Annotated in this window: 18 protein-coding genes and 1 tRNA gene; 9 read left to right on the top strand and 10 right to left on the bottom strand. The window is 71.0% G+C overall.

Translation table 11 applies throughout. The features are described from left to right. Nucleotides 1–145: 145 nt before the first annotated feature. Complete coding sequence (locus FRCN3DRAFT_RS0207410; RefSeq protein ID WP_007511015.1) at nucleotides 146–2,515, bottom strand: glycoside hydrolase family 65 protein; 2,370 nt, start codon at nucleotides 2,513–2,515, stop codon at nucleotides 146–148. Further along, complete coding sequence (locus FRCN3DRAFT_RS43155; protein ID WP_007511013.1) at nucleotides 2,512–3,429, bottom strand: beta-phosphoglucomutase family hydrolase; 918 nt, start codon at nucleotides 3,427–3,429, stop codon at nucleotides 2,512–2,514. Before FRCN3DRAFT_RS43155 ends, FRCN3DRAFT_RS0207410 begins: the two co-directional genes overlap by 4 nt. A 158-nt stretch (nucleotides 3,430–3,587) precedes the next feature. Between FRCN3DRAFT_RS43155 and dcd the strand changes: the two genes are divergently transcribed. The 6 genes from dcd (at nucleotide 3,588) to FRCN3DRAFT_RS0207445 (ending at nucleotide 10,468) form a co-directional block, all read left to right on the top strand. Beyond that, nucleotides 3,588–4,196, top strand: a complete 609-nt coding sequence (gene dcd, locus FRCN3DRAFT_RS0207420) for a dCTP deaminase (protein ID WP_027140345.1) — start codon at nucleotides 3,588–3,590, stop codon at nucleotides 4,194–4,196. 131 nt (nucleotides 4,197–4,327) lie between these two features. Continuing rightward, nucleotides 4,328–5,089 (top strand): hypothetical protein, encoded by a 762-nt coding sequence (locus FRCN3DRAFT_RS0207425; protein WP_007511010.1) that lies wholly within the window; start codon nucleotides 4,328–4,330, stop codon nucleotides 5,087–5,089. Nucleotides 5,090–5,330: 241 nt separating this feature from the next. Then, nucleotides 5,331–8,462 (top strand): helix-turn-helix transcriptional regulator, encoded by a 3,132-nt coding sequence (locus tag FRCN3DRAFT_RS0207430; RefSeq protein WP_035924463.1) that lies wholly within the window; start codon nucleotides 5,331–5,333, stop codon nucleotides 8,460–8,462. Between the two features lie 138 nt (nucleotides 8,463–8,600). Next, nucleotides 8,601–8,891: a hypothetical protein gene (locus FRCN3DRAFT_RS0207435; protein ID WP_007511008.1), complete on the top strand. Its 291-nt coding sequence runs from the start codon at nucleotides 8,601–8,603 to the stop codon at nucleotides 8,889–8,891. Between the two features lie 192 nt (nucleotides 8,892–9,083). Beyond that, the gene (locus FRCN3DRAFT_RS0207440) at nucleotides 9,084–9,434 is read left to right on the top strand and encodes a cupin domain-containing protein (RefSeq protein ID WP_007511007.1); all 351 of its coding nucleotides are present in this window, start codon (nucleotides 9,084–9,086) and stop codon (nucleotides 9,432–9,434) included. A 128-nt stretch (nucleotides 9,435–9,562) separates the two neighbouring features. Then, nucleotides 9,563–10,468: an FG-GAP repeat domain-containing protein gene (locus FRCN3DRAFT_RS0207445; protein WP_232794268.1), complete on the top strand. Its 906-nt coding sequence runs from the start codon at nucleotides 9,563–9,565 to the stop codon at nucleotides 10,466–10,468. Between the two features lie 10 nt (nucleotides 10,469–10,478). On the opposite strand, the gene FRCN3DRAFT_RS0207450 is transcribed toward FRCN3DRAFT_RS0207445, so the two are convergent. Together FRCN3DRAFT_RS0207450 and FRCN3DRAFT_RS0207455 are read right to left on the bottom strand one after the other, a co-directional pair. After that, entirely contained in the window at nucleotides 10,479–11,231 is a 753-nt protein-coding gene (locus FRCN3DRAFT_RS0207450; RefSeq protein ID WP_007511005.1) for an SDR family NAD(P)-dependent oxidoreductase, read from the bottom strand. A gap of 155 nt (nucleotides 11,232–11,386) precedes the next feature. Beyond that, nucleotides 11,387–13,099 carry an amidohydrolase gene (locus tag FRCN3DRAFT_RS0207455; RefSeq protein WP_007511004.1) on the bottom strand — a complete coding sequence of 571 codons (1,713 nt, stop codon included), beginning with the start codon at nucleotides 13,097–13,099 and terminating at the stop codon, nucleotides 11,387–11,389. A gap of 422 nt (nucleotides 13,100–13,521) precedes the next feature. Between FRCN3DRAFT_RS0207455 and FRCN3DRAFT_RS0207460 the strand changes: the two genes are divergently transcribed. Together FRCN3DRAFT_RS0207460 and FRCN3DRAFT_RS43160 are read left to right on the top strand one after the other, a co-directional pair. Continuing rightward, nucleotides 13,522–14,808, top strand: coding sequence for a hypothetical protein (locus tag FRCN3DRAFT_RS0207460; protein ID WP_007511003.1), 1,287 nt, complete (start codon nucleotides 13,522–13,524; stop codon nucleotides 14,806–14,808). A gap of 58 nt (nucleotides 14,809–14,866) precedes the next feature. Beyond that, nucleotides 14,867–15,985, top strand: a complete 1,119-nt coding sequence (locus FRCN3DRAFT_RS43160; protein WP_157845187.1) for an MbnB/TglH/ChrH family RiPP precursor modification enzyme — start codon at nucleotides 14,867–14,869, stop codon at nucleotides 15,983–15,985. A gap of 262 nt (nucleotides 15,986–16,247) precedes the next feature. Here FRCN3DRAFT_RS43160 and FRCN3DRAFT_RS0207475 read toward each other — a convergent pair. The 5 genes from FRCN3DRAFT_RS0207475 to FRCN3DRAFT_RS0207495 all read right to left on the bottom strand — a co-directional run bounded on the left by FRCN3DRAFT_RS0207475 (nucleotide 16,248) and on the right by FRCN3DRAFT_RS0207495 (nucleotide 23,015). Further along, nucleotides 16,248–16,318, bottom strand: a tRNA-Gly gene (locus FRCN3DRAFT_RS0207475). 116 nt (nucleotides 16,319–16,434) lie between these two features. Beyond that, complete coding sequence (locus FRCN3DRAFT_RS0207480; protein WP_027140348.1) at nucleotides 16,435–16,812, bottom strand: MmcQ/YjbR family DNA-binding protein; 378 nt, start codon at nucleotides 16,810–16,812, stop codon at nucleotides 16,435–16,437. A 189-nt stretch (nucleotides 16,813–17,001) separates the two neighbouring features. Next, nucleotides 17,002–17,430, bottom strand: coding sequence for a Rieske (2Fe-2S) protein (locus FRCN3DRAFT_RS0207485; RefSeq protein WP_007510998.1), 429 nt, complete (start codon nucleotides 17,428–17,430; stop codon nucleotides 17,002–17,004). Further along, complete coding sequence (locus FRCN3DRAFT_RS0207490) at nucleotides 17,427–20,108, bottom strand: FAD-dependent oxidoreductase (protein WP_007510997.1); 2,682 nt, start codon at nucleotides 20,106–20,108, stop codon at nucleotides 17,427–17,429. The genes FRCN3DRAFT_RS0207485 and FRCN3DRAFT_RS0207490 overlap by 4 nt, the downstream gene beginning before the upstream one ends. 12 nt (nucleotides 20,109–20,120) lie before the next feature. Continuing rightward, complete coding sequence (locus FRCN3DRAFT_RS0207495; RefSeq protein WP_007510996.1) at nucleotides 20,121–23,015, bottom strand: molybdopterin oxidoreductase family protein; 2,895 nt, start codon at nucleotides 23,013–23,015, stop codon at nucleotides 20,121–20,123. A gap of 241 nt (nucleotides 23,016–23,256) precedes the next feature. On the opposite strand from FRCN3DRAFT_RS0207495, the gene FRCN3DRAFT_RS0207500 reads away from it, so the two are divergent. Further along, nucleotides 23,257–23,898, top strand: coding sequence for a DinB family protein (locus tag FRCN3DRAFT_RS0207500; protein ID WP_007510995.1), 642 nt, complete (start codon nucleotides 23,257–23,259; stop codon nucleotides 23,896–23,898). 138 nt (nucleotides 23,899–24,036) lie between these two features. Here the strand turns inward: FRCN3DRAFT_RS0207500 and FRCN3DRAFT_RS43165 are convergent, their stop codons facing one another. After that, a complete protein-coding gene (locus FRCN3DRAFT_RS43165) occupies nucleotides 24,037–25,899 on the bottom strand; it encodes an ABC transporter ATP-binding protein (protein WP_232793959.1) in 1,863 nt (620 codons plus the stop codon).

Genomic DNA, 25,899 nt, shown 5'->3' on the forward strand with positions numbered 1-25,899 from the left:
GACCGTGTTGCTGTCGTCGTGGATGTGGCGAAATCGCGACGCTGGCAACACGGTGGCGACGATCAACGGCCGGGCGGCGACGAGAACCGTATGAGCCGCTGCCCCGCTGGGGCCGGACGCGCCTCGACAGCGCGGGCCGCCAGAGCTATTCCTCCTCCGAAGTGCCCGGGTGGTGGTAGAAGAGCGGCTCGCGGCCGGCGGGCTGGTGGGGTTGTTCGGTGGGGGCGATGGGCGAGATCGGGAAAGTGGCCGGGGTGTCCGGTTCCAGGCGGAATGGCTCGCCGTGGTGGGTGAGGGTGATCGCCTCACCGTCCTCGATGGAGTAGGTCGCCGACGCGCGGTGAACCTCGACGCGCAGGTGGCGGCCGCGCACGCAGAGGCCGAAGGACAACCGGGAAAGGCCCTCGGACAGGCGCGGGGCGAAGCTGAGGACGTCGCCCTGGTCCCGCAGGCCGCCGAACCCCTCGACCAGGACTATCCAGGTGCCCGCCAGCGAGGCTATGTGCAGGCCGTCGGACGTGTTGTGCTCGATGTCGTGCAGGTCCATCAGCGCTGCCTCGCGCAGGTAGGCGTGCGCGAGCGCCAGATGCCCGCACTCCGCCGCGAGCACGCCCTGCACGCTGGCGGACAGCGACGAGTCCCGAACGGTCAGCGCCTCGTAGTAGGCGAAGTTGCGCAGCTTCTCCTCACGGGTGAACGCGTCGCCGCGCCGCTGCATCGCCAGCACCAGGTCCGCCTGCTTGACGACCTGCTTGCGGTACAGGTCGAAATACGGGAAGTGCAGCAGCAAGGGGTACTGGTCCTGCGCGGTGTTCTGGAAGTTCCAGATCTCGTGGCCGGTGAATCCGTCCGACTGTGGGTGGACGCCCAGGTGGTGGTCGTACGGGATGTACATGTCCTCGGCGGCGTCCCGCCAGGAGGCGGTCTCCTCGGCGTCGACGCCGAACTCGTACGCCCGGTCGGGGTGCCGTTTTGCCGCGTCCGCCGCCGCGCGCAGGTTCCGCTGCGCCATCAGGTTCGTGTAGACGTTGTTGTCCGCGATCGCCGAGTACTCGTCGGGCCCGGTCACCCCGTCGATCCGGAATCGGCCGTCGAGGTCGTGGTGGCCGAGCGAACGCCATAGCCGGGCGGTCTCGACCAGCAGCTCCAGCCCGACGGAATTCTCGAAGTCGTAGTCCTCGGTGACGTTGACGTAGCGGATGGCGGCGTCGGCGATGTCGGCGTTGACGTGGAAGGCGGCGGTGCCGGCCGGCCAGTACCCGGAGCACTCCTCCCCGTTGATGGTGCGCCACGGGAAGCAAGCACCGCGCAGGTTGAGCTGCTGGGCGCGTTCCTGCGCCAGCTTCAGGGTGGAGTGCCGCCAGCGCAGCGCGTCGGCCGCGGCCGACGGCTGCGTGTAGGTCAGCACCGGCAGCACGTAGCTTTCGGTGTCCCAGAACGCATGACCGTCATAACCCGGCCCCGTCAGCCCCTTCGCCGAGATAGCGCGGCGTTCGGAGCGCGCGCCGGCCTGTAGCACGTGGAACAGCGCGAACCGGACGGCCTGCTGAACCTCGGGGTCGCCCTCCACCTCCACGTCCGAGCGCCGCCAGAACTCGGCCAGGTAGGCGCGTTGCTCGTCGAGCAGGCCATCCCAACCGGTCTCCTTCGCCGCGACGAGCGCCGCCGCGGCCTGGTCACGCATGGCCGGCAGCGACCGCTGCTGCGACCAGCCATACGCCAAGAACTTGATGATCCGCAGCTTCTGCCCGGGTTTCAACAGGCCGGTGACGGTCACCCGCCCCGAGTTCGGCTCGCTCTCCGAGAGCACGCCCAACGCGCCTGGACCGTCGATGACGTGATCCATCGCCACGGCGACGCGGAGCTTGCTGTGCTGGGTGATGTGCACCAGCTCGACGGAGCAGTCCCGGGCGAAGTGCAGCTCCGGCATCAGCGGGGACTCGAGCACCGCGGCGGCCCGTGGGTCGCCTGTGCGTATCGGGAGCGTCTCGTTGGCCACCAGCTCGGACTGGACGACCACCCGCGGAGCGTCGGTGATCGACTCGACCTCGTAGCAGATCGCCGCGATCGCTCGCTGGGAGAACGAGACCAGCCGTCGCGAGACCACCCGCACCACCTGGCCTGCGGGTGACTCCCACTCGGCCTCGCGAACCAGCACCCCGTCGCGGAAGTCGATGGAACGCCGGTGCGAGCGCAGCTCGCCGTAACGGACGTCGAGCGGCTCATCGTCGACCATCAGCCGGATCAGTTTGCCGTTGGTGACGTTGATGACCGTCTGTCCCGACTCGGGATAGCCGTAGCCGGCCTCCGCGTACGGCAGCGGGCGCAACTCGTGCACCGAGTTCAGGTAGGTACCGGGCAGGCCGTGCGGCTCGCCTTCGTCGAGGTTGGCGCGCAGGCCGATGTGGCCGTTGGAGAGCGCGAACAACGACTCGGCGCGCGCGGGGTCGTCCATGTTGAGGCCGGTCTCGCGCAGGCCCCACGGGTCGACCGTGTAGCGGGCTTCCCCGCTCATCGACCGTGCCCGGCCCGCGGCTTGGCCTCACCTCGGGCGCGGCCACCCGCCGCACCCGCCGCACCCGCCGTGCCTGGCGCACCCGCCGCGCCTGGCGTCGGCGGTGGGTAGGCGTCGGCGAGCAGGTCGCCCAGGTCGGTGACCACCACGTCGGCGCCATGCGCCCGCAGCGCGTCCGCGTGCCCGTGCCCGATCCGGTCGAGTCCGACGACGTAGCCGAAGCCGCCGGCCCGTCCGGCCGCGACGCCGGCCTCCGCGTCCTCGAAGACCGCCGCCCGCTCGGGCGGCACGCCCAGCTCCCGCGCCGCGGCGAGGAACGTGTCCGGAGCCGGCTTGCCGGCGAGCCCGCGCTGCGCGATGGTCTCGCCGTCGACGCGCACCTGGAGCAGGTCGGCGAGCCCGGCGGCCCGCGCCACCTCGCCGGCGTTCGCGCTGGACGAGACGAGCGCCCGCGCCTTCCCCGCGCTGGCGCAGGCCTCCAGGTAGGGCCTTGACCCCGGGTATGGCTGGACGCCATCATCGGCGATCTTGTTCAGGACGAGGATGTTCTTGCGGTTCCCCAGGGCGTGGACCGTAAGGGCGGACGGCGGATCGCCATCGGTGCCCTCGGGCAGATGGATGTCGCGGGAAGCCAGGAACGAGCGGACGCCGTCGAGCCTTGGCAGCCCGTCCACGTACCGCTCGTAGTCCCCCTCGATGTCGAACGGCTTCTCCGGGTCGCCGGACCGCGAGGCCCAGTTCTCCAGGAAGCCGTCGAACATCTCCTTCCAGGCCCGTGCGTGGACCTCCGCCGTGCTCGTGAGCACGCCGTCGAGGTCGAAGAGGCACGCATCGATGTGGGCCGGTAGTCCAAGCGTGGCTTCGGCACCGGCCCCGGCTTCGCGGCGCCGCAGCCGCGCGAACGGCAAACGCATGCCTGCCGTCTACCCCGCCGGCGCGGGTCACTACCACGTCAATCCGGACGAACCTGGCCCGCGACGGCGGGCTCACCCGCGCCGGGTGGCTACGAGCGGGCGCCGCGGGGCAGGCGGCGCGCGGCAGGCGGTTTGCGCGGGGCGGTAGTTTGCAGGACGTGTTGTTGTCCGACCGGGACATCCGGGCCGAGATCACCTCCGGACGCGTGTGCCTCGATCCCTACGACCCTGGCCTGATCCAGCCGAGCAGCATCGATCTGCGCCTCGACCGGGCGTTCCGGGTATTCCAGAACCATCGGTACAGCCACATCGATCCGGCTGTCGAGCAGGAGGACCTGACCGAGCTCGTCGCCCCCGAGGGGGATGAGCCGTTCGTGCTGCACCCGGGCGAGTTCGTGCTCGGCTCCACCCTCGAGGTCATCACGCTGCCGGATGACCTGGCAGGCAGGCTCGAGGGCAAGTCCAGCCTTGGCCGGCTTGGCCTGCTCACCCACTCGACGGCCGGCTTCATCGATCCCGGCTTCTCCGGCCACGTCACGTTGGAGCTCTCCAACGTCGCGACGCTGCCGATCAAGCTCTGGCCCGGCATGAAGATCGGTCAGCTCTGCCTGTTCCGCCTCTCGTCCCCGGCCGAGCATCCCTACGGCGCCGCCGTCTACGGCTCCCGCTACCAGGGCCAGCGCGGCCCGACCCCGTCCCGCGCCTACCGCGACTTCACCCGCGCCCCGGTCCCCCCGGTGGTTCCGCCGGTCAACGGACAGGCCTGAACCGCGGCGACGAGAACCGCGGCGACGAGAGCGGTCGCCGACTGGTTTCAAATTATTGGTAAAGAGTCGGTCGGGCACCCGACAGCGGTCTTTGTGGTGGAATTTATGTCGGGTTTCTAACCTTCTTTTCCATGACCACAAGGAACGAAATCGAACCCCGCCGGAATGGACGGCGCGTTCTCCGGGCGGCCCTGGCCGCGACCGCGACGGTGGCGCTCGTCACGGCGCTGGCCGCGTGCGGGAACGGCGACTCGTCGGACCCGGCGAGCGTTGGCGACGGCGCCACGACCGCGTCGGCGCCCGCTGCGCCGCCGCTGCGCCCCGCCGACTATGTCCTCGTCGCCGGGCCCGCGACCAGCGGCTACTCGATGGAGGACAACACCGACACCACCGAGAGTTCCGTCTTCGAGGACCCGGTACCCAGCTGCATGCACCTGTCCAGCTCCGATCTGGGACCGGCGTCCACCGACCACGCCAACGGCCCGGTCTTCAACGACGACGACGAGGGCACCTCGATCCAGTCCGGCGCACGGGTGTTCGCGAGCGCGGACACGGTCGCGGCGCACCGCGCGCTCACCCAGCGCCCGGACTTTCCCGGCTGCGTGGCCGAGGCGATCGTCAGCCAGCTGTCCAACAGGGACAGGGAGAAGACGACCGTGACGGTCCAGAGCGCTCAGGCCGGCACGCCGCCGACCGGCTCCACTGCCCTGACGCGGCTCGACCTCGCGGTCAGCTCCGACGGCCAGAACATTGATGTCAACGTCGACCTGGTCAGCATCTTCACCGGTCGCGTCGAGTCCGTGATTCTCATCGTCAGCCCGGCGGGACCGATCGACGACAGCGAGCTGAACGGCCTGACCGGCCAGGTGGTGGCCACACTCGCCAAGCAGTGACGTGACCGACCGGCCTGACCGACCGGCCTGACCGACCGGCCTGACCGACCGGCCTGAACCCGACTCTGGCAATCGGCCACCAGCCCCGGCCCGGCAGCGCCGCTCTCGAATCGGAGGATCGGAGCGTGCGGCGGCGTTCAGACACCCGCGCTGAATTCCGCGCCCGGGCCGGGGGCATTCGGGAGGCGTGTCGCGTTGGTGGTTCTTTCCTGGCGTGGTGGGTGCGCGGGATGCTTGCGGTGTGGGTGGTCAGGCGGGAACGCGAGGTGGCGCCGCTGGTGGCCCGTTCCTGGCTGACGCGATGGTCGGGCGGGGGCGGGAGATCGCGGCGCTGCGGGGGTGGCTCGACCAGACACGGAGCGGGGTCGGGCGGTTGGTGCTGTGCGGGGGCGACGCGGGGATCGGGAAGACGAGGCTGGCGCGGGAACTGGCCGGGATGGCGTTGGCCGGTGGGTGCGCGGTCGCGTGGGGGCGTTGCTCCGAGGTGGAGGGTGCGCCCGCGTTCTGGCCGTGGCGGCAGGCGCTGCGGTCGCTCGGTGTCGACCCCGACAGCGTGCTGGGACGAGGCGAGGCCCAGTCGCCTGAGGACCGGTTCCCGGTGTTCGACGGCTTGGCCGACGTGGTGGGCGCCGTCGCCTCTCGGAATGGCCTGACCGTCGTCCTCGACGACATCCACCGGGCCGACGAGCCGTCGCTGCTGGTCCTGCGCCATCTCGCCGATCAGGTGGCCGATGTGCCTCTGATCGTTTTCGCCGCATTTCGTGACCGCGAACCTTCCGGCGTCCTGGCCCGGGTGCTGCCCGACCTGTTGCGTTCACCGGCCGCCGTGCGACTGGACCTGCGGGGTTTCGACCTGGCGGAGGTCCGCGAGCAACTACGGCGCATGACGGAATCGGCGGCCTCGGAGTTGCCAGCGGATTCGCCCGCCCGAGACGGCGAGTCCGCTGGTGACGTCGGGGATCTCGCGTCCGCCGGCGCGGAGGCGACAGCGCGGTTGGTGCTAGGCGTCACCGCCGGTAATCCCCTGTTCGTCCGGGAGATCGGGCGGGCGGTGGCCGACGGGACCTGGCGGCCCGACCGGCCGCCGCGCAGTGTGCTCGACGTCGTCGGTGCCCGGCTTGAACGGGTCGGGCCGGACTGTCGCCGGCTGGTGCAGGCCGCCGCCATCATCGGCCGGCGGTTCGGGATCGCGCTCGTCGCGGCGGTGCTCGGCGAGCCTGTCGAGGAGTGCCTCACCCTGGCCGACGAGGCGGCCGAGCACGGCCTGCTCGATCGGCTGAACTCCGGTGAGTTCCAGTTCGCGCACGCACTGACCAGGGACGCCGTCGAGGCCTCGCTCGCCGGTGCCGCGGTCACCGTGCTGCACCGCGCGGTCGCCACCGTCCTCGCGGACCGGTTCGCGGACGACCTCTCCGAACACCTCGCGGACATCGCGCGGCACTGGGCGCACCTCGCGCCTCTTGGCGTGACCGAGGCGGCCACGGCGCGGGCCTGGTCGGCGCGCGCCGCCGAGGAGGCGGTTCGCCGCCTCGCCTACGAGGAGGGCGCGCGGCTGTACCGGGCCGCGCTCACGTTCGACCAAGGCTCGGTGACCGACGCCGAAAGGTGCCGGCTGCTGGTCGCGCTTGGTCGGGCCGCCTACTTCGCCGGCGATCTGGCAGGCTGCGTGGACGCCGCGGTGCGCGCGGCCGAGGCAGGGCGGGCGGCCGGCAACCCTGAGCTGGTAGCCGAGGCCGCGCTGGTGCTCGAGGCCGCGCCGGGGCAGGGCGTCAACGCGGTCGCCGACCAGTTGTGCGAGGAGGCCCTCGCCGGCCTGGGTTCCGCCGGTGAGCATTCGAACGCCTCGCCGCCAGCCGGTCTTGCGGGTTCGGGTGGCCGGGTGGTCGCGGATGGGTTGGCCCAGGACACGGCGCGCCGGAGAATAGCGCTGCGCGCCCGACTGGTGGCACAGCGTGCCCATTTGGCGTTCTACGGCGGGGAGCAGGAGCGGTTGGCGAGCCAGAGCGCCGAGGCGCTCGCGCTTGCCCGCGCGTCTGGTGACGACCATGCGCTGGGCGAAGCCCTGCGCGCCAGGCAGGAGGCCTGTCCCGGCCCGGCCGGCCGGGCCGAGCGGCTGGAACTGGCGACCGAGATGCTGGACCTCGCTCGGCGGACGGCTGGCCCGCAGGAGGAGCCTCGAAGTCGACGTAGCCGATCAGACGGCTACCCGGGCGCCAGAGCGGCCATGTGGGGCGAGCTGTGGCGGATCGAGGCACTGGTCGAGAGCGGCCGGATCCCGGCGGCGGCCGAGGAGCTCGCGGGGTTGCGGGTGGCGGTCGAACGGGTTGGCGGGCCGGTCAGCGCCTGGCACCTAGACCGGGCGACCGCGTGCGTCGCCCAGGCACAGGGGCGCTACGCCGAGGCACGAGCGGCCGGGCGGCGTGGGTTCGACCGGATGCGGGTGATCGAGCCCGCTCCGGCCGGCGGCGCCTACCTGGCGCTCACCTGCGCGCTCGCCTGCCATCTGGGTGTCGGCGCCGGTGCTGACGCCGAGATGTTCCTGCGGCAGACGTTTGAGTCACCACCGCGCTTCCGGACGATGGCTCCGCTGACCCGGGCGGTCATGCACGTCGCCGCCGGACGGCTGGACGAGGCGGCGGCGACGTACCAGCTGGCTGGGCCGCGCGACTCGTGGTCGCTGCCGGCGTTCTTCGTCGTACCCGGGCACGTGTACGCCGTGCTCGTGGTCGCTGCCCTCGTCACCGCCGGGCTCGGCCGGCCCGACGAGCTCACCGACCTGCTCGACCGGCTCTCGGTATTCCGCGGCGAGCACGCGGTCGGCGGCGGGGTCGCGTACATGGGGCCGACGGAGCTGACGCTGGGGCGCGGCGCGCTCGCCCTCGGCCGGCTCGGCCAGGCCGTCGACGACCTGGCCGCCGCGGCCGAGAGCGCTGGCCGAGCCGGCGCGCCGGGCTTCGCGGCCGAGGCGCGCTACCACCTGGCGACCGCGTTGGTGGCCCGTTCCGCGCCCGGTGACCGGGACCTGGCCGTCGTCGCCGCCCGCGACGCGCGTCGAGTCGCCCGGGCACTCGGCATGACGGCGTACACCGACCGCGCCGCGGCGCTCGTCGTCGAACTCGACGGCGCCGCCGAGCTCGCCGGCGCCGCCGAGCTCGCCGCCGCGCGGACCCCGGGGCTCGGTGACGCCGCGCTCAGCCCGCGGGAGGACGAGGTCGCCCGGCTGGTCGCGCAGGGCCTGACCAATCGCCAGATCGCGGCGCGGCTCGTCATCTCCGAGCGCACCGCGCAGAACCACGTCCAGCACATCCTCACCAAGCTCGGTTTCAGCGCGCGCAGCCAGATCGCCGCCTGGGTCGTGCGTGCCTCCGGCTGACGGCCGCCGTGGTGGCGGATGAGTATGCGCGGTGAGTAGTTCGGCGGATGGCGTGCCGGCCGCGGCCTCCTAACGTTCCCTTCGTCGTCGGCCCCGGCTTCGGGGCCGCCAGGCGAAAGGGAACCTGGAGGAAGAGAAATGCAGTGGATCACGGTCGCCGTTCCGCCCTTCGGCACGGTCGAGCAGGCCGACGCGGTGTTCGCCCAGCAGGAACCGCCGCCTGACGGGCTCGTGGCGCGCTACGTCGGCACGGCCGACGGCAAGCTGCGCATCGTCGCCCTGTGGGAGTCCAAGGCGCACGCCGAGCGTTTCTTTGCCACGTCGCTCGGCCCCGCGCTGGCCCGCGCCCTGGGCCCCGAACCCGCCGGCATGCCCGAGGTCATCGGCTTCGATGTCGTCCGGTCCTACCTCCGAGAGCCGGTCGCCTGACCTGTATCGGCTGACGGCCCGGCCGCGCCAGGCTTCGCCATCGCCGCGCCGGCCACGGCCCGCCGCTCACTCTGACCGCTCACCCGGCCTGACGGGGTGCCCGCTCGGGCTGGCCGGGCGCTGGGGTTCGGTCCGATGCGGGCCGGCTCCAGCGACTGCTCTCCAGATCCGCCGCAATGAGATGAGGCGACCATGTGCATGGACCCGGCGGTCACGGACCCGAGTCTTTACCGGTTGATATTTGAGAACGACCGCGTCCGTGTCCTGGAGTACCGGGACGTTCCGGGCGACAGGACCAACCCGCACCGTCACCCGGACAGCGTGATGGTCACGCTCAGCGCCTTCCGCCGCCGGGTCAGCGTCGGCGGCCGCGCGGTCGAGGTCGATCTCCCCGCCGGCCAGGCCCGCTGGCTCGACGCCCAGGAGCACAGCGGCGAGAACATCGGCGACACCGACACTCACTCGATCTTCGTCGAGCTGAAGGAGCCGCGCGCCGTCGCTCTCGCCACCGCCACCGACCCTTTGGGCCCCAGCGCCGGCTGACCGGCCGTCGCACCGCCCGGCGACCGTTGCCCGTACCGGGCCCGGCCGTTTCGGCCGCGGCTCCAGGCTGAACATTCGCGATCGACGACCGTGCATATCCCGACGGGAAGGAAAATCCTGTGAACAGGATGGCGAGCAGGCGGGTGGGGCTGCGTGGGCGGATGGCCGTCGGCGTCGCGGTAGTCGTCGCCGCCACCGGGCTCACCCTGGTGTCGGCGCCACCCGCGTCGGCCGCCTGGCTCTCCAACTATGAAGGACTGGCGGACTTCAACGGCGACGGCTGCCAGGACATCGTGTGGAGAATCCACTCGGACTCGCCCCATCCCCAAGAGGGCCAGTTGTGGTTGGACGTCGGCAGCTGTACCCGCGATGGTGATGGTTTTGGCGGAAGGTATCAGATTGGTAGCGGGTGGGACGGATACACCATTGCCGGGTTTGGGGACTGGGACAGCGACGGCTACCTGGACGTCGTGGCCAGAGACCCGAACGGTGACCTGTGGCTGTACCCCTGTGAAGGCGCCCGCGGATTCACTCAGCCACGGGTGCAGATCGGTGACGGGTGGAACGGGTACACCTTCGCCGGGGTCGCGGACTGGGACCGTGACGGCAATCAGGACATCGTGGCCAAAGACTACTGGGGTTACCTTTGGCTGTACCCCGGTGACAGCGTCCGCGGGTACAGCAGCCAGCGGAGGATGCAGATCGGTAACGGGTGGAACGGGTACACCTTCGCCGGGGTCGCGGACTGGGACAGCGACGGCAACCAGGACATCGTGGCCAGAGACAGGAACGGTTACCTGTGGCTGTACCCGGGCGAGGGCGTCCGCGGGTACAGCAGCCAGCAGAGGGTGCTGATCGGTAACGGGTGGAACGGGTACACCTTCGTCGGAATCGGGGACTGGGACCGCGACCTCCACCAGGACATCGTGGCCAGAGACTTCAACAGTGAGCCGGTCCATTACCTGTGGCTGTACCCGGGTGAGGGCGTCCGCGGGTACAGCGGTCAGCCGCGGGTGCGGCTCAATTGGTACTGACGGCGCGACGTCAGCTGCCCGCGGTCCAGCCGCCGTCGACGACGAGGTAGGAGCCGGTCATGTAGGAGGCGTCGTCGGAGGCCAGGAACGCGGCGACGGCAGCGACCTCGTCCGGATGGCCGGGGCGGTTCATCGCGGACCTCGAGGCCGCGTGCCGCGCGAGATCCGGAAACTTCTCCTCGCCCATGAGGGTCATACCGGTGGGATAGATGAAGCCGGGGCAGATCGCGTTGACCCGGACGTTCTGCTGACCCCACTCGCGGGCGGCGGTCCGGGTCAACGAGAGGATCGCGGCCTTGCTGGCGCCATAGGCACCCGAGGTTGGCGATGCTGCCAAGGCGCCGACTGAAGACCAGTTGATGACGGAGCCTCCGCCGCCCGCGACCATCGCGGGGATCGCGTACTTCATGCCCAGAAAGATGCTCTTGAGGTTGATGGTCAGCAGGCGGTCGAAGTCGTCCTCGTCGACGTCCGGGATCAGCGCCTGCGCCACCCCGGCGACCCCGACGACGTTGCACATGATGTCCAGCCGGCCGAACCGCTCCGTCGCCTCGCGGACGAGCGCCTCGACGTCCGCCGACCGGGTGACGTCCACCTGGAACGGCACGATCGCGTCCGACTCGGCGGCGGTCTCCTTCTCCGCTCCGCTGAGATCGGCGGCGATGACCGTCGCGCCCTCGCTGGCCAGCCGTAACGCCGTCGACTTGCCCTGTCCGATCCCAGCGCCGGTGACAATCGCGACCTTGCCCGCGAGACGCTCCATGATCTTCCCTTCGTCGGCCGCCTGTGGCCTGGCAGCCTATGTGGGTGAGCGTTCGCTTTCAACGAACTGCCGAGGTCAACGAACGACCGAGGCCAGGGACGCGTCGCCTGCCGGCGCACGCCGAGCTACCGCCTGGCGGGCTACCGCGTGCCCGGCTATGCGTCCGGCGCGGCGTACACCCGGGCCCCGGCGACGAACGTCTGCAGCACCCGGGTGTTGCCGATGTCGGTTGGCGGGCCGGCGAACGGATCCCGGTCCAGCACGACGAGGTCCGCGTCCTTGCCGACGGAGACCGTGCCCGTGACGTCGTCGAGGTGGTTCACCCACGCCGACCCTGACGTGTAGGCGGCCAGCGCGCTCGCCAGGTCGAGGCGCTGCTCCGGCAGGAAGACCTCGTGCTCGAAGGCCTCGTGCTCGCCACCCGGCGCGACCTCGCTCGGTGAGGGAGTCCGGTTGACGGCCACGTGGATCGCGGCGAGCGGGTTGGGCGTCGAGACCGGCCAGTCACTGCCGGCCACCAGCACCGCCCCGGTCTCCTGAAGCCGCCGGAACGGGTACTGCCACGAGCCCCGCTCGGGGCCGAGGAAGGGCAGGTTCAGCTCGATCATCTGCGCCTCCAGCACCGCCCACAGGAACTGCAGGTTCGCCGCGACCCCGAGCCGTCCGAACCGCGGGACGTCATCGGGATGGACGACCTGCAGATGGGCGATGTGATGACGCAGATCGCCACGGCCGTTCGCGGTGATCGCCGCCGCCACCGCGTCGAGGCAGTCACGGACGGCCCGGTCGCCGATGGCGTGAAAATGCGTCTGGAAGCCCGCGGCGTCGAGCGCTGGAACGGCTTCGAGCAGCAGCTCGCGGGGGAAGAACGTGATGCCGTCGCCCTTGCCGCCGTTGCTGTCTCCGCCTGCACCGTCGTTGCCGCGTTTGCCGCATCCGCAGGGCGACAGGTAAGGGTCCAACATCGCCGCGGTGAAGTTCTCCGGTATGCCGTCCTGCATGATCTTCACGCTGGTCGCGCGGAACCGGCCGTGGGTGAAGGTCTCACGCCGGTGGCGTAGATCGTCGAGCTGTTCGACGCCCCGGTCGCGCTCGAACCACAGCGACCCGATCACCCGCGCGGTGAGCTGGCCCGACGTCGCGCACGCGAGGTATGCCGGTGCGGGGTCGTCCGCGTTGCCGTAGGTCCCGACGATGGCGTCCTGCCAGGCGGTGACGCCGAACGAGTGCAGATACTCCTGCCCCCGCAGCAGCGCCCGGGCCATCGTCTCGGCGGTCACCGGCGGCAGCAGCCCGTTGACCAGGGAGATCGCGCCTTCGTGCAGCGTCCCGGTCGGCGCCCCGTTCGCGTCGCGCTCGATCCGCCCGTCGGCCGGGTCGGGTGTGCGCGTGTCGACGCCCGCGAGTTCGAGCGCCCGCGAGTTCACCCACGCCCCATGGCCATCCCGGTTCATCAGCATCACGGGCCGGTCCGGCACGACCGCGTCGAGATCCGCCGCGAGCGGAGTGCCACCGGGGAACGCGGGCATGCTCCAGCCACTGCCGACGATCCACGCGGCGTCGGCGTGGATCCGGGCATATTCGGCGACCAGGGCCAGATAGCCGGCCCGGTCGGTCGCGGACCGCAGGTCGCACCGCAACAGGTCGAGCCCGCCCCATACCGGGTGCACGTGGGCGTCCTGGAACCCCGGAACGAGCAGCTTCCCCGAAAGGTCGACGACCTCCGTCGACGGCCCGACCAGCGCCTCGGCACCGCGCCCGACGGCAACGATCCGCCCCCCGCGCACCGCCACCGCGTGCGTACGCGTGCGGGCCGCGTCGGCGGTGAACACCGGCCCACCGGTGAAGACCAGTTCCGCGTCGGTCATCGGTTGTCCCCACCCTCGGCACCCTCGTTGGCGCAGCGGCGATCGCAATGCCGCTCCAGCACGACAGGATGACACCCTCATCCTGGCCGCGGCGACCCCCGCGGGCCCCCCACCTGCCGAGATACCGCGCCGGTATTGCCCCGGTGTCCCTGGTGCCGGGCCAGGCCGGCGGGCGGACCCCGCGAGGCGGCCGGGTGCTGCCGTCGGTGATGACGAGGACGACCGGGCATTGCGGCCGCCAGACCGAGCGCGCGGGACCGTGGATTTCGGCCCGCTCCGCGCCCCTTGGTCAATATCATCGAGATGGTGGCTGGGTCTCGCCGCGAGTGCTGGACCGCAAGTACCAGACCGCGAGTGCCCAGACCGCAAATACCAGACCGCGAGTGCCCAGACCGCAAATACCTGGACGGCGGAGGTGAAACGTGGCTCGCCGCATGTCGCACGAACGAAGCGTCTTACTGGCCGAGCGGGCGCTGGGTACACAGGGAGATTCACCCCGATGGCGCGTGTGGTCGGCCATGGCGCGGCTCCGGCGGGCTATCAGGCGCCGAGACGACGCGGCGCTCGGCGCCGTGGTCCTCATCGGCCGGTCGAACGAGCGGGCATTCACGAAGGCCCGCGACCTGCTTGCCGCGGCGGCAGGTGATCCACGCATCTCGGTCTGGCTCGCGTATGGCTTGCGAAAGGGCTCGAGGCACGAGGATCTCCCGCTTTTCGCCTCGGTGCTGACGAGCCCCGCGAAGGGACCCGTGGAGGGCGTTCCGCCCGTGCACCTCACCAAGATCCTTACCGTCGACGAGTCGCGGTTCCCTCGGCGGGAACGCTATCGCTTCTTTGAGGTGTACAACGGCCTGCCGAGAATGCTGGTCGACCTGCTGACGCAGGACGCGACTCCACCGGCCGAGATCGCGACGTTTCTTCGGGAGACCGACAACCGGGCGGTCCTGAACGCGCTCGCCCGCGCCTGGACGGCCGGCGTCTCCTGGCAGGAGCCGTCCGAGGTGTTGACGCCTGTAGTCATGGCCAACGACCATCTCCCGCGGGGTGGGCCGCAGCCCGAACCGGGCGACATCTTGATTGCGATCATCAAAGGTCGTGACGATGTCGTCGAGGAACTTCTCCGGTCCGACCGCACGGCCGGGGATGCTGTAGAGACCCTGCTCGACGGTCTGTCCGCCTCTGGCGCGCTGTCTGACAGCTGCTGGCGAATTCTGCATGGATTGGAATCCGGCGCCGCGTTGGATTCTCTCCGTGCCAAGCTTTTGAGGGGTCCGCGGAGAAGTAACAAGACTACTCGCCTGATCATGGAAATGGGCTTCTTTCGCCCAAGCGAGGCGTATTTGCTGCTCGATCTCTTTCAGCACGGCGATCTCGACCTCGTCGCGTCCGTGGACCCTGGAGGTGTGAACCTCCGCGCGGCATACCATTCGGTTTCTCTGGACTGGCAGACGAGTATCCGAGATTTCGTGAAATGGCTCGTCGCTGAACTGGCGAAGCCTGTCGAGGCGCGGTCCACCGCCGGCGCTCCACGCGTCAACGCGTTCCCCGCCGATCTTTCCATCAGCCCGCAGGCGCGCCAGGTCGTCGACGGGCTGAGCGCCGTCATCGCGGCGGACGACGCCGATTGGCGACGGCGGGTCGCGGACCGGGAGGAGAGGCGACGGTCCGCGGCCTCCCGGTCCTCCTATGACGTGCCGTCGTGCGGGTGACCGGGCGGTCGTCACCACGCAGCCTCGATATCGAGGCGGAATGCCAGGCCGAGTGGGCGTGAAACCGCGGCCATTGGGCTACGGAATCGGCTGGCGACCGGCGATCGACGAGGTCGTCTCCAGCCTTCCCGGCCTTGATTTCATCGAGGTGATCGCCGAAGGAATCGATCCGCGCCGTGTTCCCGACGGGTTGATGGAGCTGCGCGCACACGGCGTGACGATCATCCCGCACGGGACGACCCTCAACCTGGGCGGGGCCGGACCCCCCGATCCGGGGCGGCTGGCGCACCTCGCGGCGGTCGCGCGGGCGCTCGATGCGCCCCTCGTCAGCGAGCACGTGGCCCTGTGCCGGTCCGGCGACCTGAACAGCGGGCATCTCCTCCCAGTGCCACTGACCCGGACATCGCTGATCGTGACGGCTGAGAACGCGCGCATCGCGCGGTCCGCCCTGCCGGTGCCACTCGCGGTCGAGAATGTCGCGCCCCTGTTCGGATGGCCGGACGACAAGATGTCCCAGGCGCGTTTCCTGGCCGAGCTCGTCGAGCGTGCCGACGTCGACCTTCTGCTGGACGTCGCGAACCTGCGCACCGCCTGGATCAACCTCGACCACGATCCGATCTCCGCGCTGCGGGACCTGCCGTTGGACCGAGTCGCCTACGTACACGTCGCCGGCGGCGAACTACGAGACGGGCTGTGGCATGACACCCACAACCGTCCGGTGCCGGATCCCACGTTGCGACTGCTCGCGGAACTGACGGCCCGCTGCGACCCGCCGGGAGTGCTCCTCGAGCGTGACCGTGACTATCCGCCCGCGGCGGAGATCGCCGACGAGCTGGCGCTGATCCGCAAGACCGTCGAGGAGGCGCGCGACTCCCGCCCGGCTACCGGACCGGGTGACTCGCGCGACCAGCGCGCCCGCGCGGATGGGCGCCGCCGTCTTCCGACGCGCCGACCTCTCAGCCGTCCCGTTCCGGACGCCGTACGGCAGCGCCTGGGGCATGCGCAGCATGATCTACTCGCCGCCTTGGTCGGGCACGGCCCGGTACCGGCCGGATTCGACGCCCATCGGCTCGCCGTCCAGACCCAGGCCCTGGCAGAGCGGAGAGCGAGGTTGGTCAGCCCGCTCCTGCCAGATGTCGCGGACGACCTTGACTCCGATGGGCAGGCGGATAGCTGAGTGCGGACCTGCTGCGCGTGCGGCGTCCTACCCGGTATGCCTATCCGAATGGTGTCGGTCATCCCTGGCCGCTGGGCCGATTCAGCCAGACGTCGAGGATGCGGGCGGCGGTTGCGGCGATGGTCTGGTCGGTGGTGTCGATGACCGTCGCGCCCATCGGGTCACCCCGGGCGATCATGCGTGCAACCCAGTGACCACGATCTGTGCAACCTGTGGTGTGCTGCCCGGCGTTCCGATCCAGGTCAGGCGCTGTGATCGTGAGAGCGGGTGACGGGAATCGAACCCGCGTTGCAAGCTTGGGAAGCTCGTGTTCTGCCTCTGAACTACACCCGCGTGGTGCTGCCTTCGCATCCTAGCGGATCGCTCGGGTGGGGTGGGGGAGACATCGTCCGGCGCTGGAGCGCCTAGGCCAGCTGGGCAGATCGTCGAGGGCGGCGTCAGCTCGGGGCTCAGCCGGGGATGACGAGGCGGGCGAGGGTTCGGGGGGCGACCAGGGTGTAGGAGATGCGGATCCATTCCTCGACCTGGTCCCAGCGGTCCTCGGCCTCGTCGGAGGTGAGGGTGAGCGCGACCCAGCCGTGGCGGCCCAGGCCGTAGCCGGCGGGCTTGGCGGCCGGGTCGGAGGCGCATACGGCCGCGGCCTCGTCCTTGGGCAGCTTGACCGTGATGCCGGCGCCTTCGGGGTGGGCGAACACGAAGGTCTTGCCGCGGACGCGGAAGGTCGGCTCGCCGTCCCAGGCCTCGACGTCGACCCGCTGCGCCTCGGGCAGCGCCAGCGCGATGGATTCGAGCCGCCGCAGGTTCGGGTGGTCCCGTTGGCCATCCATGCCCTTAAGCGTCGCATGGAGATCCGACATGTCATGCGCGGCTCTCAGGCTCGGACCGAACCGAGGATGTCGAGTCGATGCCTGGGCCGATGGACCTGGACTGACACAGGACCTGGCCCAGACCAGGGACGGGGCGGTCGTCGGGACCCGGGAACACGCCGCCATGCCGCTGGTCTGGGCCGCGGTCCGTCACAAGGTGAGCTCGATCGTGCCGTCGGCGGCGAGCCGGACCGGGTAACAGCCGATCGGCGGTGCCCCCGAGGAGGACTCGCCGGTGGCCAGGTTGAAGACGTGGGAGTGCAACGGGCAGATGACGACGCCCGCGTCGGCCTGGCCGTCGGCGAGCGGCCCGCCCGCGTGCGGGCAGACCGCGTCGACGGCCCGCAGGATGTCGCCGCGTAGCCGGAAGACGGCGATCTGCGCGTCGCCGACGGCGTACGCCCGCGCCTCGCCGATCGGAATCTCGTTGAGGAGGCCGAGCCGGTGCACGGCGCCGGTTCCCGTCGCCGCCAGCTGGGCTGATTTCGCCTCGGTTCCGACCGGACCGCCCTTGTCCGGGCCGGATCCGGCGGCGTCGGCAGGAATGGCGGTCATGGCGACGGCGCTCTGCGCGCTCATCGGACCGGGACCTGGGGCAGGGCGACGAGCGGCAGGGAGGTGAGGAACTGGCCGGAGGTGGCCGGCTTCTCGCGCTCCAGCCAGGGGTCGACGTAGGCGTCGATCGACTCCTGGATGCGGGCGTCCAGATCCGCGGCGATGCCCTCCGCGTCGTCCACGATGACGGCCCGGATCTTCTCGATGCCGATTCTCGGGACGAACGTGTACGTCCGCTCCAGCCATTTCGCGTTCTCGCGGTAGTACTGCAGGAAGCGGCCCGTCAGCGTCATGACCTCCTCGGGGCTGCCGACGGTGGCCAGCAGGTCGCCCTTGCGGACGTGCGCGCCGCCCGCTCCGCCGATGTAGATCTCCCAACGACCACCGTCGATCGCGACGACGCCGACGTCCTTGATCAGGCCCTCGGCGCAGTTGCGCGGGCAGCCGTTGACCGCCAGCTTGAGCTTCCCGGGGCTTTCCAGGCCGTGATAACGCTGCTCGATCGCGACACCGAGGGCGGTCGAGTCGCCGACCCCGAAGCGGCAGAAGTCCTTGCCGACGCAGGTCTTCACCGTGCGGAAGCTCTTGCCGTACGCGTGGCCGCTCGGCATGTCCAGATCGGCCCAGACCTTCGGCAGGTCCTCCTTGCGCACGCCCAGCAGGTCGATGCGCTGGCCGCCGGTGATCTTCACCATCGGGACGTCGTACTTCTCGGCGACGTCGGCGATCCGGCGCAGCTCGTCCGGGCTGGTGACGCCGCCGGCGATCATCGGGACGACCGAGAAGGTGCCGTCCTTCTGGATGTTGGCGTGGACACGGTCGTTGATGAACCGGCCGTCGCGTTCGTCGATGAAGTCGTTGCCCCAGACGATGCGCAGCAGCGACGTCAACGCCATCTTGCTGGCCGCGTCCTCCTTGCCCTCGGGCGCCAGGGCGGCGAAGACCGCGGACACCGACCGCAGGTTCCGCTCACGCACGGCCGCCATCAGCGCCGGCTTGTCCAGCGGAACACCGGGGACGTACCAGTTCGCCGAGAGGTCCTCCTCCACCTCTCCGTCGGCCGCCCACTCGACGATCTCCTTGACGAGCAGCTTGCACGAGCCGCAGCCCTTGCCGGCGCGGGTCGCGTTCATGACGCCGGGGACGGTCTTCATCCCGCCCTTGACGCAGGCGACGATCTTCCCCTTGCTCACGCCGTTGCAGTTGCAGACCTGGGCGTCGTCGGCCATCTCCGCCGCCCCGACCTCGGCCGCGGGCAGGCCGATGTCGAACAGCAGCTGGAGCCGCTCGTCCGGCAGTGGCAGGCCGTTGTCGAACGCCTGGATGAGCGAGGCCGACTTGGCCGTGTCGCCGAGCAGGGTGGCGCCGACGAGCTTTCCGTCGCGAATGATGACGCTCTTGTAGACGCCCCGGCGCGGCTCGACGAACCGGACCACCTCGTCGTCGGGGTGCTCCGCGTCCTTGAGGCCCATCGCGGCGACGGCCACACCGGCGACCTTGAGCTTCGTGGCGGTCTTCGAGCCGTGGTAGGCGGCGTCCGGGTCGGCGCCGGTGATGTGCTCGGCGAGTACCGTCGCCTGCTCCCACAGCGGCGCGACCAGGCCGTAGACCTGGCCACGGTGCTGCGCGCACTCGCCGACCACGTAGATGTCGGGATCGTCGACCGAGCGCAGCTGGTCGTCGGTGACGATGCCGCGCTCGACGGTCAGCCCGCCGCGCAGCCCGATCTCGACGTTGGGCCGGATCCCGGCCGCCACCACGATCATGTCGACGTCGAGCCGTGCCCCGTCGGTGAACTCCAGCCCGATCGCCCTGCCAAGGCCGGCGTTCTCGCCCGTGCTCTCGCCCGTACCCCCGCCGGCCTCGCCACTGGTCTGATCGTCGGTTTCGCGGCCGGTCTCGTCGTCGGCGAGCAGGATCCGCGCGGTGCGCGCTCCCGGATGCACGGTGATCCCGAGCTCCTCGACGCCGCGCCGCAGGATGGCACCAGCCTCGGCGCACAGCTGCTGGTTCATCAGCGTCGGTGCGGCATCGATGATGTGCACCTCGAGCCCGTAGGTCTGCAGGCCGCGGGCGGCCTCCAGACCGAGCAGACCGCCGCCGATGACGGCCGCGGTCCGCCGCCCCTCGGCGAATCCGATCATGGCGCGGCAGTCGTCGATCGTGCGGAACGCGAAGACACCGCCCGGAAGCCGGCCATCGGGTCCGGCGAGGCCCTTGATGGGCGGGATGAACGAGCGGCTGCCGGTGGCGATGATCAGTTTGTCGTAGGGGGCGACGGTGCCGTCCTCGACCGTGACGACGCGGGCGTACCGGTCGAGCCCGGTGACCCGGACGCCGGCGCGCAGGCGGATGCCGTTGTCCGAGTACCACTCCGGCGTGTTGAGGAAGATCTCGTCCTCGGTGTCGGCGCCGGCCAGCACGTTGGACAGCAGGATCCGGTTGTAGTTGCCGTACGGCTCGTCGCCGAACACGGTGATGTCGAACAGGTCGCCGCCATGCCGGGCGAGGATCTCCTCGACGGCGCGTATGCCGGCCATGCCGTTGCCGACGACGACGAGGCGCTCGCGCCCGCCGGCGGGCGTTCGGCCATGGGCCCGCTGCGCCGGAACGACGTCGGCGGAGGTGGGCACGGTGGAGGCGGCAGACGCGGTGGCGTTGGCGGCGTTGGATGTGCCTGGGGCGTTCTCGGTGATGGTCATGGTCGCACCCGCTCAGAACTCGATCAGGCCGAGATCGATGACCACGGTGCCCTCGATGCCCTCCGGGGCGGCGAGATGCAGCTCGATGCGGGTGTCGCCGAGCAGGTCCTCGACCACCCGCAGCGGGACGTGCACATCGGCACGGGCGCCGATCGGGAAGTAGCGCATCGGCGCGCCGTCCCGGACGAGCAGCACGTAGACCAGCTCGTCCGAGGCGTTGCCGCCGCGGAAGTACACCGGCTGCGCGGTCGCTCCGGGCGGGACCGTGTAGGTCAGCGACGGGTCGAGGAATGCCGGCTTGGTCAGCCCCTGCCCCTCGAACGAGAAGACGCCCTGCAAGAAGCGGGGTGTGCTGTGCATGCGACGGTCCTTCCGGTGTGACACGGGCGCGGTGTCCTGTGCGCTGTCGGAGCCAGTCCGGGCGGAGCCGGTGCCCGGGAACGTGCGGACGGAGGCCGGGGCGGTCGCCACCGGCCCGGCGAGGTCGGCAAGGTCGGCAAGGTCGGCGAGACCGGCTGAGGGGGCGCCACCGGCACCGCCGCCGCCGGCGACGTTGGTGCCTGCGGTGCCGGTGTTGGCGGCGGTGGATGGCGACGTGGTGCGTGGGCGGGACCATTCGGTGGCCACCGGGACGGTTGCCTCGGTCGGCAGGGCGGCGCCTCCGTCGGGAAGGTGATCGATCCGGCGCAGCGCCACCGCGCACGCCTTGAACTCGGGCATCCGCGAGGTTGGGTCGAGTGCTGGATTGGTCAGCAGGTTGACGGTCGAGTAGCCGCCCCAGTGGAACGGCGCGAACAACGTGTCCTGGCGGATGGTGTCGGTCACGCGGGCCCGGAACACCGCCCGTCCGCGACGGGAGCTCAGTTCGACCAGATCCCCTGCGGTGATCTCATACTTGGTCGCCAGAACCGGGTGCAGCTCGACAACCGGGTCGGGATCGTCGGCGACGAGCGCCCGGACCCGCCGGGTCTGCGTTCCCGACTGGTACTGGCGCATCGTGCGGCCGGTAGTCAGGTAGTAGGGGTAGTCACGGTCGGGCGTCTCCGCCGCGCCCCGGTGATGTACCGCGACGAACCGCGCCCGCCCGTCCGGCGTGGCGAAACGTTCGGCGAACAGCCGCGGCGTGCCCGGGTGAACCGCCTCGCCGGCCTCGCCCAGCTCGCCGACGGCGTTCGCGCTGTCCTCGCCAGCGGCGGCGGGGGCCGGGCAGGGCCAGAAGACGCCCTTCTCGGCCTCGATCCGCTCGTAGCTGATGCCGGAGTAGTCGGCGAGCCCGCCGGCGCTCGCCCGCCGCAGTTCCTCGAACACCGCCCGCGGCTCGACGGGGAACGCCTCGGCGGAACGCCCGAGACGGATGGCGAGCTCGGAGATGACCTCCAGGTCGGTACGCACCCCGGGTGGCGGAGCGAGCGCCCGGCGGCGGCGCAGCACCCGGCCTTCGAGGTTGGTCATCGTGCCCTCCTCCTCCGCCCACTGCGCGACCGGCAGCACGACGTCGGCGAGGGCCGCCGTCTCGGAGAGGAAGAAGTCGGAGACGACCAAAAGGTCCAGGGCCGCGAGCCGGTCGGCGATCCGGTTCGCGTCCGGGCCGGACACGATCGGGTTGGAGCCGAGCACCCACATGGCCCGCACACCGCCTTCGGTGCCCAACGCGTCGAGCATCTCGAAGGCGGACACACCGGGCGGCGGCAGCTCGTCCGGCGAGACACCCCAGATCGCGGCGATGTGCGCGCGGTCGGCCGGGTCGGCGAGCTTGCGGTATCCGGGCAGCTGATCAGCCTTCTGCCCGTGCTCCCGGCCACCCTGGCCGTTGCCCTGGCCGGTGATCGTGCCGTAGCCGGAGAACGAGCGCCCGGGGAGGCCGAGCGCGAGCGCCAGGTTGATGAACGCCTGCGTGGTGTCGGTGCCGGACGCGTGCTGTTCGGCCCCGCGAGCGGTCAGCACCATGGCGCGTTCCGCCTCGGCGAGCAGCCGGACGGCCTCGCGCAGGTTCGTCTCGGGCACCCCGGTGATCCGCTCGACCCGGCCGGGCCAGTAGGCCGTGACCGCCCGGCGGACAGCGTCGAACCCGGTCGTGCGACTGGCGACGAAGTCGGTGTCCACCAGCCCGTCGCGGATCGCGATGTGCAGCAGGCCGGCGGCGAGCGCGAGGTCGGTGCCCGGGGTGGGCTGCAGGTGCAGGTGCGCTCCGCGGGCGGTCGGGGTCGCGCGCGGGTCGACGACGATATGCCGCGCGCCCTTCGCCCTGCCCGCGTCGAACCACTGCATGATCGGCGGCATCGTGTCGGCCGGGTTGCTTCCGACCAGCAGGACGACGTCGGCTTCGGCGATGTCGCTCACCGGGAACGGCAGCCCGCGGTCGATTCCGAACGCGCGATTGCCGGCCGCGGCGGCCGACGACATGCAGAAGCGGCCGTTGTAGTCGATGGATCGGCTGCGCAGCGCGACCCGGACGAACTTGCCGAGCGCGTACGCCTTCTCGTTGGTCAGTCCGCCGCCGCCGAACACGCCGACGCTGTCCCGGCCATACCGGCGCTGGCAGTCACGCCAGCTGGTGACGATCCGCTCCAGCGCCTCGTCCCAGGTCGCCGGCCGAAGCTCGCCGCGGGCGCCCCCGGCAGACCGGTCGCGCAGCAGCGGAGTGGTCAGCCTGTCGGGGTGGTCAAGCAGCCCGGCGGCCGTCCAGCCCTTGGAGCACAGGCCTCCGCGGTTCGTCGGGAAGTCGTCCTGGGGGATGAGGTCGACCACGCCCGGCCGTGGGCGTAGCTCGATGCCGCACTGCAGCGCGCAGTACGGGCAGTGTGACGGCGTGAAGGCGCGGCTCGCCGTCGCGACGGTGTCGCCTGTGCCGGAAGCGGCAGCCCCGGCGGTGGCGGCAGCCGCGGCCTGGGCTTGGTCGGGGGACACAAGCCCATCCTGGGATCTTCGTGTTTCGCCAGGCGCCTCTTGACGCATTCAGTCGGTTACTAGGTACTCACCCCGAGAAACGCCACTCTGTGAGGTCTGAGCGTGGGCGACGTGCGGATCGTCTCGTATCGTTCGGGCGCGATGGCAGTCGGGCAGGCAACCGGGTACGGACGGGCCGGACGGTACAGGGGGGCCGGACCAACCGGAGAAGCCGCCTCGCGGTCAGGGCTAGGGTGAGACCGTGACGACCGAGAGCCAGAGTGCTCCCGCCATCGACGCCTCCGCCGGCGCGGCCGGACAGGCCGACGCCGTCGTGCCCGACGACAAGGACTGGACCTGGGTCCTGGAGCGGGCCTGCCCGGAGTGTGGGTTCGACGCGGCGACCTTCCCGGCCACCGACGTCTCCGGCCTCGTGCTGCGCGTCGCCTCTGCCTGGCTGGCGGTGCTCGCGGACAAGCCGGACGACGAGGTGCGGGGCCGGCCGTCACCTGAGCGCTGGTCGACGCTGGAGTACGCCTGCCATGTGCGCGATGTCCTGCGCCTTTACGACGAGCGGCTCCAGTTGATGCTCACGCGGGACAACCCGCTGTATCCGAACTGGGACCAGGACGACACCGCCGTGGCCGACCGCTACGGCGAGCAGGACCCGGCCCGGGTCGCCGGCGACCTCGCGGGCGCGGCAGCCAAGATCGCCGCCCGGTTCGCGACCGTCTCCGGTGCCCAGTGGCAACGGACCGGTAGGCGTTCCGACGGCGCCAGCTTCACCATCGACACCTTCGCCCGCTACTTTGCGCATGATCCGGTGCATCACCTGTACGACGTGACCGGGCTGCCTCTGGGCGGCGTCGGTCCAGCCGAGGACGTCGCTCCCGCCAAGGACTGAGCCGCCGGCTGACGCGGCCGACGGCTGGTGTGGGGCAACGGCCGTTGTGGGTAACGGCTGCTGTGAGGTAACGGCTGCCGTGGGGTAGCCGGCACGGACGCCGGCTACCCCACCCCCGCGGTCAGGTCGCTGGTTCGGTCAGGTCGCCGGTTCGGCGGCGCGGGCCGGGGCGGCCGAACCGAGGTCCGTGGCGGACAGGCGGCGGTAGAGGGGGCAGGTCTCCCGCAGCTCCTCGTGGGTGCCGGTCGCCAGCACCCGGCCCTCGTCGAGCACGATGATCCGGTCCGCGGCCCGCACGGTGGACATCCGGTGCGCGATCACCAGCAGGGCGTGCCGCGTGGCGATGTCATGCATGACCTGGGTCAGGGCGCGCTCGTTGACGCTGTCCATCTGCGACGTCGGCTCGTCGAGCAGCAGCACCGCCGGCCGCGCGAGCATCGCCCGCGCGATCGCCACCCGCTGGCGTTCCCCACCGGACAGCAGCACCCCGTGATCGCCCACGTCGGTCCACACGCCGTGTGACATCCGCGTGACCAGGTCGCCCAGACGCGCGGTCTCGACGGCTTCGTCGATCTCGGCCTCGGTGGCGTCCGGGGCGGCATAGGTGATGTTGTCGCGCAGCGAGCCCTGCAACACCGGCGCGTTCTGCTCGACGAGGTTCACCCAGCCGCGCGCCGCGTCCCGCGACATCGCCCGCACGTCGACGCCGCGCAACAGGATCTCGCCGCGGTCGGCGTCGTAGAACCGTTCCAGCAGCTCGAACGTCGTCGACTTGCCCGCGCCGGACGGCCCGACCAGCGCGACGTGTCCGCGCGACGGGATCGTGAATGAGACATCGCGCAGCACTGGCCGGTCCGGCGTGTAACCGAACCACACGTCGCGGAACTCGACGGCCGGCGCTTCGGCGTGGCCCTCCGCCTGCTCGGCGTCGGGTGTGCTCGCCGGCGTCTCCGGATCCGTGACCCGCGCCGTCGCGGGTGTCTCGACCGCCGGGATGACGCGGACCAGCGGCCTGGTCGCCTCGTCGGCAAGGCCGGCGTCGAGGTCGGCGCCGCGGTCGGTGTCGAGGGCGGTATCGAGGTCGGCCTCACACGGCAGGTCGAAGACGGCGTCGACGCGGTCCAGCGCGCCCATCCCGCGCTGCATGATCCCGGAGGCCTCGATCAGCTGCGAGAGCGGCACGACCAGGTAGGTCGCATAGAGCAGGAACGCGACCAGCGAGCCCAACGACGTCACGCCGTGCGCGACGAGCACGCCGCCGACCAGCAGGACGACGAGCACCGATCCCTGCACGGCCAGCTCCATCGCCGGCGCGATGACGGAGTTCAGCCGCGCCATTCGCACCCCGAGCCGGTAGGCGTCGCGCGCGTGCACGGCGATCCGCTCGGCCTCGCGCTCCTCGGCACGGCTCGCCCGGACGGTGCGGATCGCGGACAGCGAGCGTTCCAGGTCGGCGGTCATCCGCCCGACGCTCGCCTGGCCCTCCTCCGAGGTTCCCCGGATCCGGCGCAGGGCCGACAGCACGCCGACGCTCGCGACCAGCACGGCGACGACGACCAGCAGGAAGAGCCGGACGTCGATGTAGATCATCAGCGCGATCGCGCCGGCGGCGCCGATCAGGCTGGTCAGGAACGCGGCGAAGCTGTAGGCGACGGCCTCTCGGACGACCACCGTGTCGGTGTTCGCCCGGGAGATGAGATCGCCCATCCTTCGCTCGTCGTAGACGCTGACCCGCAGCCGCAGCAGGTGGCCGACCAGCCGGGTGCGCAGGCCGAGGATGATGCCCTGGCCGGTGCGCTCCAGCAGGTAGTGGCCAAGCGTGTCGACGAAGGCCTGGCCGACGAACAGCCCCAGCAGGGTGCACAGCAACCAGGCGGAGATCCCGCCGTGCTGGGCGCCGTCGATCACCCGCTTGACCAGCAGCGGCTGGACGACCCCGAACAGCGTGCCGAGGGCGGTGAGGGCGACGCCGATCATGACGGTCCGGCTGTGCCCGCGCAT

The organism is Pseudofrankia saprophytica (assembly GCF_000235425.2).
GTDB lineage: Bacteria > Actinomycetota > Actinomycetes > Frankiales > Frankiaceae > Pseudofrankia > Pseudofrankia saprophytica.

Coding starts and splice junctions, on each gene's coding strand:
- FRCN3DRAFT_RS0207410 (WP_007511015.1), bottom strand. CDS start 2,515: ATGAGCGGGGAAGCCCGCTACACGGTCGACCCGTGGGGCCTGCGCGAG.
- FRCN3DRAFT_RS43155 (WP_007511013.1), bottom strand. CDS start 3,429: ATGCGTTTGCCGTTCGCGCGGCTGCGGCGCCGCGAAGCCGGGGCCGGT.
- FRCN3DRAFT_RS0207425 (WP_007511010.1), top strand. CDS start 4,328: ATGACCACAAGGAACGAAATCGAACCCCGCCGGAATGGACGGCGCGTT.
- FRCN3DRAFT_RS0207435 (WP_007511008.1), top strand. CDS start 8,601: ATGCAGTGGATCACGGTCGCCGTTCCGCCCTTCGGCACGGTCGAGCAG.
- FRCN3DRAFT_RS0207440 (WP_007511007.1), top strand. CDS start 9,084: ATGTGCATGGACCCGGCGGTCACGGACCCGAGTCTTTACCGGTTGATA.
- FRCN3DRAFT_RS0207445 (WP_232794268.1), top strand. CDS start 9,563: ATGGCGAGCAGGCGGGTGGGGCTGCGTGGGCGGATGGCCGTCGGCGTC.
- FRCN3DRAFT_RS0207450 (WP_007511005.1), bottom strand. CDS start 11,231: ATGGAGCGTCTCGCGGGCAAGGTCGCGATTGTCACCGGCGCTGGGATC.
- FRCN3DRAFT_RS0207455 (WP_007511004.1), bottom strand. CDS start 13,099: ATGACCGACGCGGAACTGGTCTTCACCGGTGGGCCGGTGTTCACCGCC.
- FRCN3DRAFT_RS0207480 (WP_027140348.1), bottom strand. CDS start 16,812: ATGGATGGCCAACGGGACCACCCGAACCTGCGGCGGCTCGAATCCATC.
- FRCN3DRAFT_RS0207485 (WP_007510998.1), bottom strand. CDS start 17,430: ATGAGCGCGCAGAGCGCCGTCGCCATGACCGCCATTCCTGCCGACGCC.
- FRCN3DRAFT_RS0207490 (WP_007510997.1), bottom strand. CDS start 20,108: ATGACCATCACCGAGAACGCCCCAGGCACATCCAACGCCGCCAACGCC.
- FRCN3DRAFT_RS43165 (WP_232793959.1), bottom strand. CDS start 25,899: ATGCGCGGGCACAGCCGGACCGTCATGATCGGCGTCGCCCTCACCGCC.